Raw genomic sequence first — 13255 nt, 5'->3', positions numbered from 1 at the left:
TTTGCTTTTTCTATTTTAGCGATTATTCAGCTTTGTCATCAAGGTTTGTTTCATCCTTTTTTACTGAATCTTCGCTTTTTGTCTCTTCGGGGGCCGATTCTACTTTCGGAGCCGAAGATTTTTTGTCATCTGGACGACGGTCATGAACATCACGAGGTTCACGAACTGGCTTACGAGCCATTAAGTCATCAATTTGACCCGCATCAATCGTCTCGTACTTCATAAGTGCATCTTTCATCGCATGAAGAATGTCGATGTTATCTTTTAATATTTGCTCAGCACGTTGGTAGTTACGGTCTGAGAACAAACGCACTTCACTATCGATAACTTTAGCTGTTTCATCTGACATGCTCATAGCACGGCTACCACCGCCACCCATGTACATTTCGTTTTGATCTTCAGCATAAAGTAATGGACCTAGCTTTTCACTTAGACCCCACTGAGTAACCATTTTACGGGCAATATCAGTTGCACGTTCAATATCGTTACTTGCGCCCGTTGTTACTTTGTCTTCGCCATAGATTAAAGCTTCAGCGATACGGCCACCATAAAGACTCGAAATCATTGACTCCAGCAGCTCTTTTGAGTGACTCACGCGGTCTTGCTCTGGCAAGTACATAGTGACACCCAGTGCACGGCCACGAGGGATAATCGATACTTTATACACAGGGTCATGTTCAGGCACCATACGACCAACAATCGCGTGCCCCGCTTCGTGGTAAGCAGTCATTTCTTTTTCTTGCTCACTCATCACCATGGTCTTACGCTCTGCACCCATCATGATTTTATCTTTTGCTGCATCAAACTCTGCCATGCTTACTACACGCTTGTTACCACGTGCAGCATATAGCGCAGCTTCGTTAACTAAGTTAGCAAGATCAGCACCAGAGAAACCTGGCGTACCACGTGCAATTACAGCCGCTTCTACGTTGTCACCTAGTGGTACTTTGCGCATATGTACTTTTAGGATCTGTTCACGTCCGCGAATGTCTGGTAAACCAACAACAACTTGACGGTCAAAACGACCAGGACGTAATAACGCTGGGTCTAATACATCAGGGCGGTTGGTGGCTGCGATAACGATAATACCTTCGTTACCTTCAAAACCGTCCATCTCTACAAGCATTTGGTTAAGTGTTTGCTCACGCTCATCGTGACCACCACCCATGCCGGCACCACGTTTACGGCCTACCGCATCAATTTCGTCGATAAAGATGATACACGGTGCGGCTTTCTTCGCTTGCTCGAACATGTCACGTACACGTGATGCACCAACACCAACGAACATTTCAACGAAATCAGAACCTGAGATTGTGAAAAACGGCACTTTTGCTTCACCTGCAACGGCTTTTGCAAGTAACGTTTTACCTGTACCCGGAGGACCTACCATTAGTACGCCTTTCGGGATGCTACCACCTAGCTTTTGGAATTTAGATGGGTCACGTAAGAAGTCAACCAGCTCAGTTACATCTTCTTTTGCTTCGTCACAACCAGCAACATCAGCAAAAGTAGTTTTAACTTGGTCTTCACTCATCAGGCGCGCTTTGCTCTTACCGAAAGACATCGCGCCTTTACCGCCACCACCTTGCATTTGACGCATGAAGAAAATCCATACACCAATAAGCAGTAACATTGGGAACCAAGAGATTAAAATGCTGGCGAGGAAAGACTGCTCTTCAGGCTTTACACCTTTCACATTGACATTGCTTTTTAATAAATCGTTCAAAATGTCTTTATCATACATTGGCATGATAGTTTGAAAGCGCTCACCGTTTGTTTTGGTGCCAGTAATAGTACCTGTTGTGCTTTCGATTGAAACTTCTTGAATAGCGCCGCTACGAGCATCGCTTACAAACTGAGTGTAACTTGTTTGGCGATCAACTTGATCACCACCATTAAAGCTCTGAAACACTGACATTAGCACTACTGCAATGACCAGCCAGAGTATTAGATTTTTCGCCATATCGCTCAAGGGGTTAACCTCTTGTATCCAATTAATTTAAATTCAACTTAACGCTGCACAACTGTACTACAGTTTGTAGCCTGTCGCCACTATATAAACTTCCCGAGAACGGGCACGCGAAGCATCGGGCTTTCTAATTTTTACCGCTTTAAAGCTATTACGTACGTCCTGCAAGTATTGATCAAATCCTTCGCCTTGGAATACTTTGACACAAAATGCGCCGTTTTTCTTTAAAACTTGGTGACACATATCCAACGCGAGTTCTACTAGGTACATACTACCAGCTTGGTCAACAGATGTATTGCCGCTCATATTTGGTGCCATGTCAGAAAACACCACATCAACATTTTTTCCGTCAATACGAGTTAATAACGCATCAAGCACGGCTTCTTCACGGAAGTCGCCTTGCAAAAAGTCGACACCTGCTAGCGAATCCATTGGTAGGATATCACACGCAATAACTTGACCATTATCACCTACTTTTTCTGCTAAGTATTGTGACCAACTACCTGGAGCCGCACCTAAATCAACCACCGTCATTGATGGTTTGATTAATTTATCTTTGTTTTGAATTTCGTCTAATTTGAATACCGCACGAGAACGCCAGCCTTTCTTTTGCGCTTCGTGAACATAAGGATCGTCGAAATGTTCCTTCAGCCAACGCTTAGAACTGGCTGAATGTTTTTTATTTGCCATAAAATTAATACGTAACTAATTAGTAATATTCTCTAGATGGCGTTAGAATACCCTTAATTCAAGCCATATTCAGCAAAATTTGTAACAACATGAAATTATCGAACAAACAAAAGCAGTTTTTAAAAGGTCAAGCACACAGTTTAAAACCTGTTGTATTACTTGGTGCTAACGGTTTAACCGAAGGTGTTTTGGTTGAGATTGACAGCGCTTTAGACATTCACGAATTAATCAAGGTTAAGGTACCTACTGATGATCGTGAAACTAAAGCATTGATTTTTGATGCGATTGTTCGCGAGACTAAAGCAGAGAAGCTTCAAACAATTGGTCACACAATTGTACTGTATCGTCAAAGCGAAGATAAAAAAATTCAATTACCACGCGGCTAAGTCCGTATCGGCAATTTAAAAATAAAAGCCAGCGTTACTCGCTGGCTTTTCTATATTCTGAATCGATTTTATTTTGTAACCAAACATGAGTCGCTTGCTATTTTTCTGCACGAGTGTATTTAAGTACCCGATTAATGAACTCAGTTGTTAATTCATTAATCAAACCCGTTTCGGCATTCAACACTAGACTAAAGCCAATATTCAAATGTGGAAACACCACAAGATCGCTACGATAACCTTGCACCCAGCCACTATGGTAATAAAGTACTTCGTCATCATAGTCATAAATACGCCACCCTAATCCGTAAAACGCATCATTTACGTGCTCTCGCCATACTCTGCGGCGAGTTTCCTTTTTGGTATGCGTATAAGGGCGTGTTTGTTTGATCAGCGCATCCAGTGGCAGCACATCAGGGAATTGCCCTAATTGGGCGTTTAGCCATATTGCCATATCACTGGCGCTTGCATTTACACCTGCTGCCGCTGGCACCTTATAATAATTTTTCTTTAAACGTGATGTATACCAACGCTTTCTGCCACGCACATGTGGATGCGCATAGTTTTCATCTTTTACCATGCCTTCAAAACCAACGCTGGCATCATTCATTTTTAGTGGCGCAAAAATATATTCAGTGATCCAGTGGGAATAATCCATTTGAGTTGATTTTAAAATTACTGAATCAATTAAACTAAACATCACATTTTGATAGCCATAGCACTCACTAGGCTTACAAATTGGCTCTACTGCTAATAAACGTTCAACAATGTCGGGATAACTCATCCGTGACTCAATTAAGTTATCGTAGGCATTCGGCACCAAGCCACTTGAATGACTCAATATATGATAAATTTTTAAATCATCTTTGTAGACGGTATTTGAAAACTCAGGAATAAATTTACTAATTGGATCATCAATATTAAATTCGCCTTGTGCCGCAAGTTTTGCAGTAAGTGAACCTGCAAAAGTTTTTGACACCGAAGCTAAACGAAACCGAGTATGTTGGTTTACCCTGCGACCATCCTTTATTTTTGTTCGCCCAATCCCTTTGATGAAATCCTCTTCTCCTATCTTCACAATCGCCAATGAACCGCCAGGAATACCTTTACTTGTTAACTTGCGGGTTAAATATTTATTATAATCATTGACGAATGTTTGCCATTGCTGATCACTAGCAAGTGCATACCGACTTGAAAAAAGCTGAATAAGAAGGAGAAAAAAGAAAGGAATAAAACGTAAACTGTACTTCATTAGTTATTTTTTTAAATTCGTTTAGGAAGTTTCTCATAACATAATATCATGAACTTTTGCTTCGACTAACGTACAATACGCTTAATCTTTATTTTTTATGGGTAGATTATACTATATGCGCTTTCTTTTTGTTTTGATTTTTTGTTTTATCTCAGTTGGTTGCGCTTTAAAACCAGAACCAGCACCGCTTTTAACTATGCCAAAAAAACCGACACTGCAAAGCCAATACTTTCAAATTGAGTATCAAACAGAGCACGAAGCTCCTAAAGTTAAGTCTGTTCAATTGCCAGCCCATGCCGTTAAAAAGAATCAGACTGTTACTATTATTGCCGACAAAACGAGTGTTACTGACACTCTTTATAAACAAATTTCAGATGCTTTAATCGAAAAACAATTAAAAGTAATAGAAGGTGATGAAGCTGATTACGCTTTGTCGATTCATCAGCTTGATTTAGATTTGGTTGATGATACTGAATATCAGCTAGTTAAGCCCGATAAAGCATTTCCATTGTTTGCAGATGTTGCTGCGCAATATCCAACTCAACAATGCGCAACTATTTTGGCACAAGTAAGCATGCGTCTAACGCATAAAAAGACCGGAGATGTGGTCTGGTTTGCAAAATCTTCAATCGACAGCGCGAGCTTTCACCGTGAGCCTCTTATTTATCGTGTAGAGCAACAGCAAACTATTAAAAATGAGCTAGAAGTTGCCAGCTTTATTCATGCACAAAATACTGAACAAGCTCGTCTAGAGCGCATTAACAAAAAAGTACAGGTACCGCCTTACCAAACTGTGATGCGTATGAGTTCATTAACAAAGCAACAAGGTCCGTGTAATCGCACTGAAATTAGTGCTCTAACACCTATGATGCAATATTACCTCAGCAGCATCCTGCTCGATAAGATTAAAGTACAATAACATCTAGGCTGTTTGTTTTACCCATAAACAAACAGCCTATCTTTTAGTACTCGTAACACTTTCTTACACATCTAAGCCCTCACCTACATTTTTTTACAGATTACAGGAACTCGATAACAATATACTATATCCTCTTACGACATTACTTTTTCGAAACAAGGATGAGACATTGCGAGTTTACGCCACCATTTTAGTACTTTGCTTGTGGTTTTTCGCTGCATCAAGCCATGCCAGTAATCGCTATTATGCTGACAACACTTTGGAGCCAAGCCAAGGCTTTGCTTGGGACTGGGGCATTGGAGCTGGTTATTACATCGAAGACTCTTACCTAGTAGGCATGGATTCATACAATGATGGTTTTGAGCCAGACATTCACCTTGCAATATCGTATGAAAAGTTTTACCTCGATTATGACCAAAGCCAATTAAGTGGTGGCCTAACTATGGGCTATAGCTTGATTGACAAATTTGAATGGGGTCTTGATTTAGTCGGTACAAACATTCAGTCTGGTTTTGATGAAACGGGTCTCGCCTTTTATGGTGACGATGTCATCGATGAACTAGCAGGGATAAAAAATAGAAATTACGATTTTGATGTTGGCTTGCGTTTATCTCGCCGCTTTGAAAACTCGCAAATTTCATTTGAGTATTTACAAGATGTTTCCGGCACACATAATGGCTGGGTAATGAATTCGTTTTATAGCCAAATTATTCCATGGCGAAACTGGGAGTTTCGTTCTGGTGTTGGCTTAAGTGCCTATTCTGAAGACTTTACTAATTATTATTTTGGTATTTCAGAATCAGAAGCACTTGCAAACCGCCCTATTTATCGCCCTGATACCTCTTATAGCCTGATCTTTGAATTTCATGCCGAATATCCGCTTAACAGACATTGGGTGTTCTTAACAGGCTGGCTGTCTACTTGGTTTTCTAGTGATATTCACCAAAGCCCTATTATTTCACAACAGTATCAGCATAAAGCCAAGGTAGGCGTGCGCTATGTCTTTTAAGTATTATTTCATCATAGCGTTCGGGTTTTCTGCCTCATTACATGCGCAAGAACAACAATCCGTTGATACTAAAGCTAATGCTTTGGTTGCATTACCTGACACCTGTGTTGCACTTCGTGAGGGCAGAAGCTGTTACGCCGATGTAGACATTAGTTGGCAACAACAGAGCATAGGCAATTATTGCTTACGCAACGAACAAAGCAAACACATCATTCAATGCTGGCTGATGCAACAAAAGGGTTTATTTCGCTACGAATTCGACTCAGCAGAAACAATTGGCTTTGAACTTATTAATAGTGACAACGGCAAAGTCGTTGCCACCACTGAAATACAATTACAGTGGGTTTATAAAAATCGTCAAAAGAAACGCCGTTGGCGACTGTTCTAACCGTTTGGAGTAAATAATGGAACATTACGGAACAATATTATTAGTTGAAGATGATATTTCACTCGCCAATTGGGTGGCCGAATACTTAATTGAACAAGGTTATAAAACCACTATTTGTTCACGAGGCGACCTCGTTGTTGAGCAGGTACGTAAAACAGCTCCTGACTTAGTGTTACTCGATATAATGCTACCCGGTCAAGACGGCATTAGTGTTTGTCGTGATTTAAGGCAGTTCTATCAGGCTCCTATTATCATGCTGACAGCACGCGACGAAGAAATGGATGAAGTGATTGGTCTTGAAGTAGGCGCTAGTGATTACATGATGAAGCCTGTGCGTCCTCGTGCTCTGCTCGCGCGCATAAAAGCCGCATTGCGCTCTAAAACTGACTCGCAAGATACCAGCAAAGAAAGTACCACAATCAATGTTGGTAAACTCACTATCAATACAGAATCACGTACTGTGTACTTTGGCGAAGATGAAGTTCATATTTCAAGTGCAGAATATTTATTATTACATTACCTTGCCAGTAATGCAGGCCAAGTGGTATCACGAGACGCCGTATTTAAGGCGACGAAAGGCAGAGAGTATGATGGTTTAGACAGAAGTGTCGATGTGCTCATCTCGTCTTTACGTAAAAAGTTTAATGATGATCCACAACACCCAGAAAAAATTAAAACGATCTGGGGCAAAGGCTATTTGCTTGTTTCGACAGCGTGGCAGTAAACGCGTGTGAAAAAGTTTTACCTTTCCTTATTAGGCAGTGCACTCCTTTCAATTATCATTTTGGGTTGGCTTATTGATGCGTTCAGTCAGCAAACCCAAACGCCTCATGACGTTTTTTATAGCGAAACCCAAATGATAAAAGGTTTTGCAAAACAATTAGCAGCAATTTCACCCAGTCAACGCCCACAAGCTATCAAGCAACTTAGTGATGACTTTACTGTTCAGCTGGAATACAGGCCAACCCAATCGCTTGCTTTACCTCAATCATTACTTGCACAAATTAAGCAACCAAGCGGGCTTATTCTCGAAGATCAACAAGGTTATTACTTGCTTTACAGTGAACCAAACTTAGGGTCACACCATTTAAAAATGCGCTTAATGAAAGACCATAGCCATGAACAAGGTAACGATGTGTTACTAACTATGCTTTTTTATGCTGGGCTTTGTGTGTTCATGGGTTTTATCATTACTCCATTAGCAAAGCGCTTATCGGTGTTAAATGACGCGGCGCAACGTTTTGCTAAAGGTGACTTGAAAAGCCGCATTCATGTATCACATTTTACTTATATCAAGGATGTCGAGCTAACCTTTAACCGCATGGCAAGCCAGATAGAAAAGCTACTTGAAGAAAACAAGTTGATGGCGTCAAGTTTATCGCATGATATACGAACACCTATTGCCTGTTTACGGTTTGGATTAGAGGCAGCACAAGATAGTCCAAACGAACAAAAACGTCTGGAGTACCTTGCCCGTATGGAGCAAGATCTTGATCAAATGGAGTCGATGCTAAAAAGCTACCTTGCTTTTGCCACACTAGAACAAAAAGCGAATCAGCTCACTTTTAATGAGTCAGATCTTGATAGTTATACCCTTACTTTAGTTCACCAACTAGAACCTAAACTAGAGCAACGTCAGCTTCGCATTCAGCAACAAATCGAACCTGGCGCTGTATGTGCCGATCTACACTGGTTAGCCAGAGCAATCGTTAACTTATTGAGCAACGCTTGTGATTTTGCGACATCAGAAATTCTGATTTCCGCTAAACAAGCTGGAAATCAGGTTATTTTTACAATTGAAGATGATGGTCCGGGAATAGATCCAAAAAACTGGCATAAAGTATTCAGTCCATTTTTCCAAGAGCAGACTCATCGTAATCGAGATGGTGAAAGTTATGGACTAGGTTTAGCCATTGTCGCTAAAGTTGCTGACTGGCACCACGGCACTGTCAGCGTTACAAAGAGCAAACAGCTCGGAGGCGCTTGTTTTACTCTTTCAATTCAAAATAAAAGCCTTTAAATATGTTTTAATTATGTTAATTGTCTCGTATTGTAGAGAACAATTGCACGAAATGTACGCTGACTTCAAAGATAACAATATATAGAACGAATTTGACCTAGATTAACTCTTTTTATTTGATGTTAATTCAAGTAGATTGTCAGCGCCGTCAAAGATAGAGAAGTAAAATAATATGAGCGCATCACGTGGGGAGTTCAGCTCCCGCTTTGGATTTATAATGGCTGCAGCGGGCTCTGCCGTTGGCCTAGGAAACATTTGGGGCTTCCCAACACAAACAGCAAGTAATGGCGGTGCCGCTTTTTTGGTTGCCTATTTAGTACTGGCGTTTTGTTTAGCTTATCCTGCATTAATGGCAGAGCTAGTTATTGGTCGTCATGGGCAAGCTAATGCTGTCAGTTCGCTTAGAAAAGTGACTAATCATCAGTGGCAAAAGAAATTTGCATTTATGGTTGGGTTTGGTGGCATTATCTGTGCGGGCCTTATCTTAAGCTTTTATGCTATTGTTGCAGGCTGGATGCTAAGTGCTACTTTAGAGCCTGTCGCACAGTTATCTGGACAAGCCCAAGCAAGCACTTGGTTAAGTGAGCAGTCACTATCAAGAAACTTAATATTCACAGCTGCTTTTATCATTTTGACCGTGTCAATTATTTCGAAAGGTGTAGAAAACGGCATCGAAAAGTGGTCAAAGCGCTTAATGCCTGCATTGCTAGGCATTTTGTTCATGCTGATCATTTATGTAATGACGCAAGATGGGGCTATTGCTGGCTTAAAAGCGTATTTAGTGCCTGACTTTTCTTCAATTTTAAATCCTGAGCTACTTGTTAATGCTTTAGGCCAAGCATTCTTCTCACTATCGCTCGGTACAAGTGTGATGATTATTTATGGCTCATACATCAGTAAAAAAGAAAACCTTGTATCGCTAGGTGCATATGTAACGCTTATTGACGTGTTTATTGCTTTTGTAGCCGGTTTATTAATTATCCCTGCAATGTATGTAGCACAAGCACAAGGCGTACAGATATTTTCGCCTGAAGGCGCATTACTTTCTGAAGATACCTTGGTGTTTCAGGTATTACCTGCCCTGTTTACAAGTATGGGAGATGTGGGTATTTTTGTTGGCTTTGCTTTCTTTGCTTTGATGAGCATCGCCGCATTAACTTCATCAATTTCAATGCTAGAAGCCCCAGTGTCTTATGCTGTTGAACGCTTTGCTTTGAAGCGTGTGCAAGCAACTTGGATCATCGGCGGTATTATTGCACTGATAAGTTTTACGATAGTGTTTAATCTAGGGACGCTATTTGGCTTTGTAATAACTTTAACCACTAAAATTGGCCAACCAATTCTTGGCTTAATGTGCTGTATTTTTGTAGGCTGGATCTGGCATAGAGCATCTTTATTAAAAGAAATTCAGCAAGGCTGCCCTGATGTTGCGAATAGCTTCTTCTGGAAAGTATGGCCATGGTATATCAAGTTCATTTGCCCACTTGCCATCTCACTCGTGTTTGCAAACTCACTGTTAAGTTAACACATTGCTGAGGTAGCCATTTGGCTACCTCAGACACATATCTTGATGTGGAATACCATCTTCTAAATAATCATCACCCACATTCTCAAAGCCAAACTGCTGATAAAACCCTGTTAAGTAGCATTGAGCCCCAATTATAATTGCTTTATCAGGCCAGTGTTCTAGACAGGTATCAATTGCCATTTGCACGAGTTTAGTCGCTAACCCTTCACCGCGAAATTGCTGCGCAACCAGCACACGACCAAATGCACTATACTGCTCATTTTTCTTATAACAACGTGCATAGGCTGCAAGTTGCTGCTCTCTGAATAAAAATACGTGCTGAGTTAATTCATCATTATCAACATCGTCAATTTCCGGGTAAGGACAGTTTTGTTCTACTACAAATACGTCTACCCTTGAACGTAAAATTGCGAGCAACTCATCTTTACTGAGTTCTTCATAACTTTTAACAATATACATAACGCTCCTTTTCGAAGACAAAAAACCCAGCCTTAGCTGGGTTTTAACTAACTATTTAGTCGTTAGTCTTTAAGCAAATAATCGTTCAAGCTGGTCACATAACTGGGATAGATTTACGTGATCATGCTCAATAGTTAAATCCACATAACCATCACCTCTAAAGGCACGGTCAAGCTCAATTAGCACATGTGTTTTATGAGCTTCAGGAACAAATGATAATTCAATCTCTTGTAAGCCAAATAAGCTTCGACTGTTTGGTCGATACTCAAGCTCTTGGTAGCAGCCTGAATGAGATTGAAAAGTAGGTGCGCGCAAATAACCTTTTTCAACATCTGCTTTAACTAAATTGAAACCAAGCCTATCCATTGCTTCCATTAATGTACTAACAGCATCATTAGGATAAATGTGTAAGGCATCACGATCCGTAGGGTCGAGTGCTAAATCAATATCTAAACCTGTCTCAAGCCAGACATGGGATTGATTATAGCCGGCATTGATTTCTGTTATTGGGGTTTCAGAATGTAGTCGTGCTTCAAACGGGATATGCTTTTCTGCACCGGCACTGATAATACCAATATCTGGAATACGCCACTTTTCAATGACATGATTGGTAAAATAATCGCCTTCTTCGCTTTCAACTTTTACACGCGTCATAAGCGCCAAATCTAAACCAGCAATTTCTTGATCAACATCACCGCCTTTGATCACAATCATAGCGTTGAACTTTTGACCTGGTTGCAAGTGCTCTGTCTCAAGTACAGTGTCAACTTTAGCTGCACCAATACCTACTGATGCAAGGATTTTCTTAAACATCTTTTCTCCTTAAGCCAACTTTAATAAAAGACGACTTAAATTCCTTCGTTATTGCATCTTAACCACAATTAAAAGCTATTGTCAGCGAAAAAATGGTGCTTTTGACGGATTAATCAATAAATAGCGCAAATGTGTTTATTTTTTAAACTCTTCTGCTTCGATATTGTTTTCCAATAAGAAATATTTCGCTACACTGCTAACAAATGAAGTTACAAGAATAATTATGGAATTAATCTACTTTGCTACTGCGTTTGTCTGTGGCTTTGCTGTTTACCAGTTAAAGCTTCCTCCTCTTATTGGCTTTTTGTTAGCAGGCTTCGCGCTTAATTTATATGGCTATAAAACAACAGAATTACTCAATACCCTTGCAAACTTAGGTGTTACCCTGCTGCTATTTAGTATTGGCCTTAAACTAAAAGTGGCTAATTTAATCAAGCCTCAGGTGTGGGCCCCTGCTTCATTACATATTGTAATTAGTAGCACACTGTTCAGTGCTTTTATGCTGCTGCTTGGCGCAATTGCACTGCCTTTATTCAGCGAGCTTACATGGCAAAGCGCATTGTTAGTGGGCTTTGCTTTTAGTTTCTCAAGTACAGTGTTTGCTGTGAAGGTACTTGAAGAGCGCGGCGAGATGGCCAGTCTGCACGGTAAAATCTCCATCGGTATTCTGGTTATGCAAGACATCTTCGCGGTGATCTTCTTGGCTATTAGTACAGGAAAAGCGCCGAACATTTGGGCGCTGGCGCTATTAGTTGCTTTACCTCTGTTACGCCCAGTTATGTTTTGGGTATTAAACCGCTCAAAGCACGGTGAGTTATTACCTTTATTCGGCTTTTTCTTTGCCCTTGTTATTGGCTATCACGCTTTTGAATTTGCAGGCTTAAAAGGTGATTTAGGTGCATTGATAATAGGCATGATGTTCGCTGCACATAAAAAAGCGGGTGAATTATCAAAGTCTCTTCTTAATCTAAAAGATATATTACTCGTTGGTTTTTTCTTAAATATTGGTTTGAATGCAGAGCTAACTAGCCACGCAGTACTTGTTGCGCTGGTATTAGTTTTCGTATTACCGATAAAAGTGGCGCTGTATTATGTATTAACTAATGCATTCAAACTGCGCGCACGTACATCTTTGTTAAGTGCTTTTAGCCTTGCAAACTACAGTGAGTTTGGGCTTATTGTTTGTGCCGTTGCAGCATCAAGCAATATGATCACTTCAGAATGGCTTGCAGTAATGGCAATTGCTGTTTCGATCACCTTTATTTTAGCATCCCCGCTCAACAAACGTTCGAATGAAATCTACGTTAAAATTGAGCGCTGGTTACTTAAATTTGAAAGTGATACTCGGCTTGCAGAAGAGCTGCCAGTTAACCTTAACGATACTAAGATTGTGATATTTGGTATGGGTCGGATTGGAACCGGTGCTTATGAAACAATTAGTCAAACTCATCCAAACCTTGTTGCTGGTATCGATATAAAACCCGATGTGGTAGAGAAACATATTCAACGTGGTCGTCGAGTATTACTTGCCGACGCAACTGACCCTGATTTTTGGCAACGAGTAAACCATTCACATGTTGGTATGGTTATGTTGGCAATGCCTAAGCATATGCAAAATATTTTTGCCTTGGAGCAACTTCGGGCTTCAGGTTATCAAGGTCAAGTAACGGCGATAGCAAATTACCCTGACCAGCAAAAAGAATTAGAAGATATGGGGGTTGACTCTACTTACAACTTCTATTTAGAGGCCGGTAGTGGCTTTGCGGAGCATGTAAAACAAAAACTTTTTTCATAATGTAAAAAATAATTCTCGGTTCCTCTAAAT

Annotated in this window: 13 protein-coding genes; 8 read left to right on the top strand and 5 right to left on the bottom strand. The window is 40.5% G+C overall.

All coding sequences use genetic code 11. From position 1 onward, the window contains the following. Window positions 1-22 precede the first annotated feature (22 nt). Both ftsH and rlmE read right to left on the bottom strand, forming a co-directional pair. A complete protein-coding gene (gene ftsH, locus E5N72_RS08550; RefSeq protein WP_171040388.1) occupies window positions 23-1972 on the bottom strand; it encodes an ATP-dependent zinc metalloprotease FtsH in 1950 nt (649 codons plus the stop codon). A 57-nt stretch (window positions 1973-2029) separates the two neighbouring features. Then, a complete protein-coding gene (gene rlmE / locus E5N72_RS08545; protein WP_135924079.1) occupies window positions 2030-2659 on the bottom strand; it encodes a 23S rRNA (uridine(2552)-2'-O)-methyltransferase RlmE in 630 nt (209 codons plus the stop codon). Window positions 2660-2748: 89 nt separating this feature from the next. On the opposite strand from rlmE, the gene yhbY reads away from it, so the two are divergent. Then, window positions 2749-3045: a ribosome assembly RNA-binding protein YhbY gene (yhbY, locus tag E5N72_RS08540; protein ID WP_135924078.1), complete on the top strand. Its 297-nt coding sequence runs from the start codon at window positions 2749-2751 to the stop codon at window positions 3043-3045. A gap of 97 nt (window positions 3046-3142) precedes the next feature. On the opposite strand, the gene E5N72_RS08535 is transcribed toward yhbY, so the two are convergent. After that, window positions 3143-4294 carry a serine hydrolase domain-containing protein gene (locus tag E5N72_RS08535; RefSeq protein WP_135924077.1) on the bottom strand — a complete coding sequence of 384 codons (1152 nt, stop codon included), beginning with the start codon at window positions 4292-4294 and terminating at the stop codon, window positions 3143-3145. A 115-nt stretch (window positions 4295-4409) separates the two neighbouring features. Here E5N72_RS08535 and E5N72_RS08530 point away from each other — a divergent pair, with 115 nt between their 5' ends. The 6 genes from E5N72_RS08530 to E5N72_RS08505 all read left to right on the top strand — a co-directional run bounded on the left by E5N72_RS08530 (window position 4410) and on the right by E5N72_RS08505 (window position 10155). After that, window positions 4410-5213, top strand: coding sequence for a hypothetical protein (locus E5N72_RS08530; protein ID WP_135924076.1), 804 nt, complete (start codon window positions 4410-4412; stop codon window positions 5211-5213). A gap of 169 nt (window positions 5214-5382) precedes the next feature. Continuing rightward, a complete protein-coding gene (locus tag E5N72_RS08525; protein ID WP_135924075.1) occupies window positions 5383-6222 on the top strand; it encodes a MipA/OmpV family protein in 840 nt (279 codons plus the stop codon). Further along, a complete protein-coding gene (locus tag E5N72_RS08520) occupies window positions 6212-6610 on the top strand; it encodes a DUF3019 domain-containing protein (protein ID WP_135924074.1) in 399 nt (132 codons plus the stop codon). Before E5N72_RS08525 ends, E5N72_RS08520 begins: the two co-directional genes overlap by 11 nt. A 16-nt stretch (window positions 6611-6626) precedes the next feature. Beyond that, entirely contained in the window at window positions 6627-7334 is a 708-nt protein-coding gene (locus E5N72_RS08515) for a response regulator transcription factor (protein ID WP_135924073.1), read from the top strand. A 6-nt stretch (window positions 7335-7340) separates the two neighbouring features. Then, window positions 7341-8630, top strand: a complete 1290-nt coding sequence (locus E5N72_RS08510; RefSeq protein ID WP_135924072.1) for an ATP-binding protein — start codon at window positions 7341-7343, stop codon at window positions 8628-8630. A gap of 172 nt (window positions 8631-8802) precedes the next feature. Then, on the top strand, window positions 8803-10155 hold the full coding sequence (locus E5N72_RS08505; RefSeq protein ID WP_135924071.1) for a sodium-dependent transporter: 1353 nt from the start codon (window positions 8803-8805) through the stop codon (window positions 10153-10155). Window positions 10156-10179: 24 nt separating this feature from the next. Here the strand turns inward: E5N72_RS08505 and E5N72_RS08500 are convergent, their stop codons facing one another. Then, window positions 10180-10617, bottom strand: a complete 438-nt coding sequence (locus E5N72_RS08500; RefSeq protein WP_135924070.1) for a GNAT family N-acetyltransferase — start codon at window positions 10615-10617, stop codon at window positions 10180-10182. A gap of 69 nt (window positions 10618-10686) precedes the next feature. Beyond that, a complete protein-coding gene (locus E5N72_RS08495) occupies window positions 10687-11430 on the bottom strand; it encodes a sporulation protein (RefSeq protein ID WP_135924069.1) in 744 nt (247 codons plus the stop codon). 223 nt (window positions 11431-11653) lie between these two features. On the opposite strand from E5N72_RS08495, the gene E5N72_RS08490 reads away from it, so the two are divergent. Further along, a complete protein-coding gene (locus tag E5N72_RS08490) occupies window positions 11654-13225 on the top strand; it encodes a cation:proton antiporter family protein (protein ID WP_135924068.1) in 1572 nt (523 codons plus the stop codon). Window positions 13226-13255: the final 30 nt, after the last annotated feature.

This window comes from Pseudoalteromonas sp. MEBiC 03607, assembly GCF_004792295.1.
In the GTDB taxonomy this organism is placed as follows: domain Bacteria; phylum Pseudomonadota; class Gammaproteobacteria; order Enterobacterales; family Alteromonadaceae; genus Pseudoalteromonas; species Pseudoalteromonas lipolytica_C.
Note: the sequence above shows the minus strand (reverse complement) of the source record. Positions and strands in the feature narration are given on the sequence as shown.

What these genes read in the sequence shown, in the direction of transcription:
- rlmE (WP_135924079.1), bottom strand. Translation starts at nt 2,659, where the DNA reads ATGGCAAATAAAAAACATTCAGCCAGTTCTAAGCGTTGGCTGAAGGAA.
- yhbY (WP_135924078.1), top strand. Translation starts at nt 2,749, where the DNA reads ATGAAATTATCGAACAAACAAAAGCAGTTTTTAAAAGGTCAAGCACAC.
- E5N72_RS08535 (WP_135924077.1), bottom strand. Translation starts at nt 4,294, where the DNA reads ATGAAGTACAGTTTACGTTTTATTCCTTTCTTTTTTCTCCTTCTTATT.
- E5N72_RS08530 (WP_135924076.1), top strand. Translation starts at nt 4,410, where the DNA reads ATGCGCTTTCTTTTTGTTTTGATTTTTTGTTTTATCTCAGTTGGTTGC.
- E5N72_RS08520 (WP_135924074.1), top strand. Translation starts at nt 6,212, where the DNA reads ATGTCTTTTAAGTATTATTTCATCATAGCGTTCGGGTTTTCTGCCTCA.
- E5N72_RS08515 (WP_135924073.1), top strand. Translation starts at nt 6,627, where the DNA reads ATGGAACATTACGGAACAATATTATTAGTTGAAGATGATATTTCACTC.
- E5N72_RS08505 (WP_135924071.1), top strand. Translation starts at nt 8,803, where the DNA reads ATGAGCGCATCACGTGGGGAGTTCAGCTCCCGCTTTGGATTTATAATG.
- E5N72_RS08500 (WP_135924070.1), bottom strand. Translation starts at nt 10,617, where the DNA reads ATGTATATTGTTAAAAGTTATGAAGAACTCAGTAAAGATGAGTTGCTC.
- E5N72_RS08495 (WP_135924069.1), bottom strand. Translation starts at nt 11,430, where the DNA reads ATGTTTAAGAAAATCCTTGCATCAGTAGGTATTGGTGCAGCTAAAGTT.
- E5N72_RS08490 (WP_135924068.1), top strand. Translation starts at nt 11,654, where the DNA reads ATGGAATTAATCTACTTTGCTACTGCGTTTGTCTGTGGCTTTGCTGTT.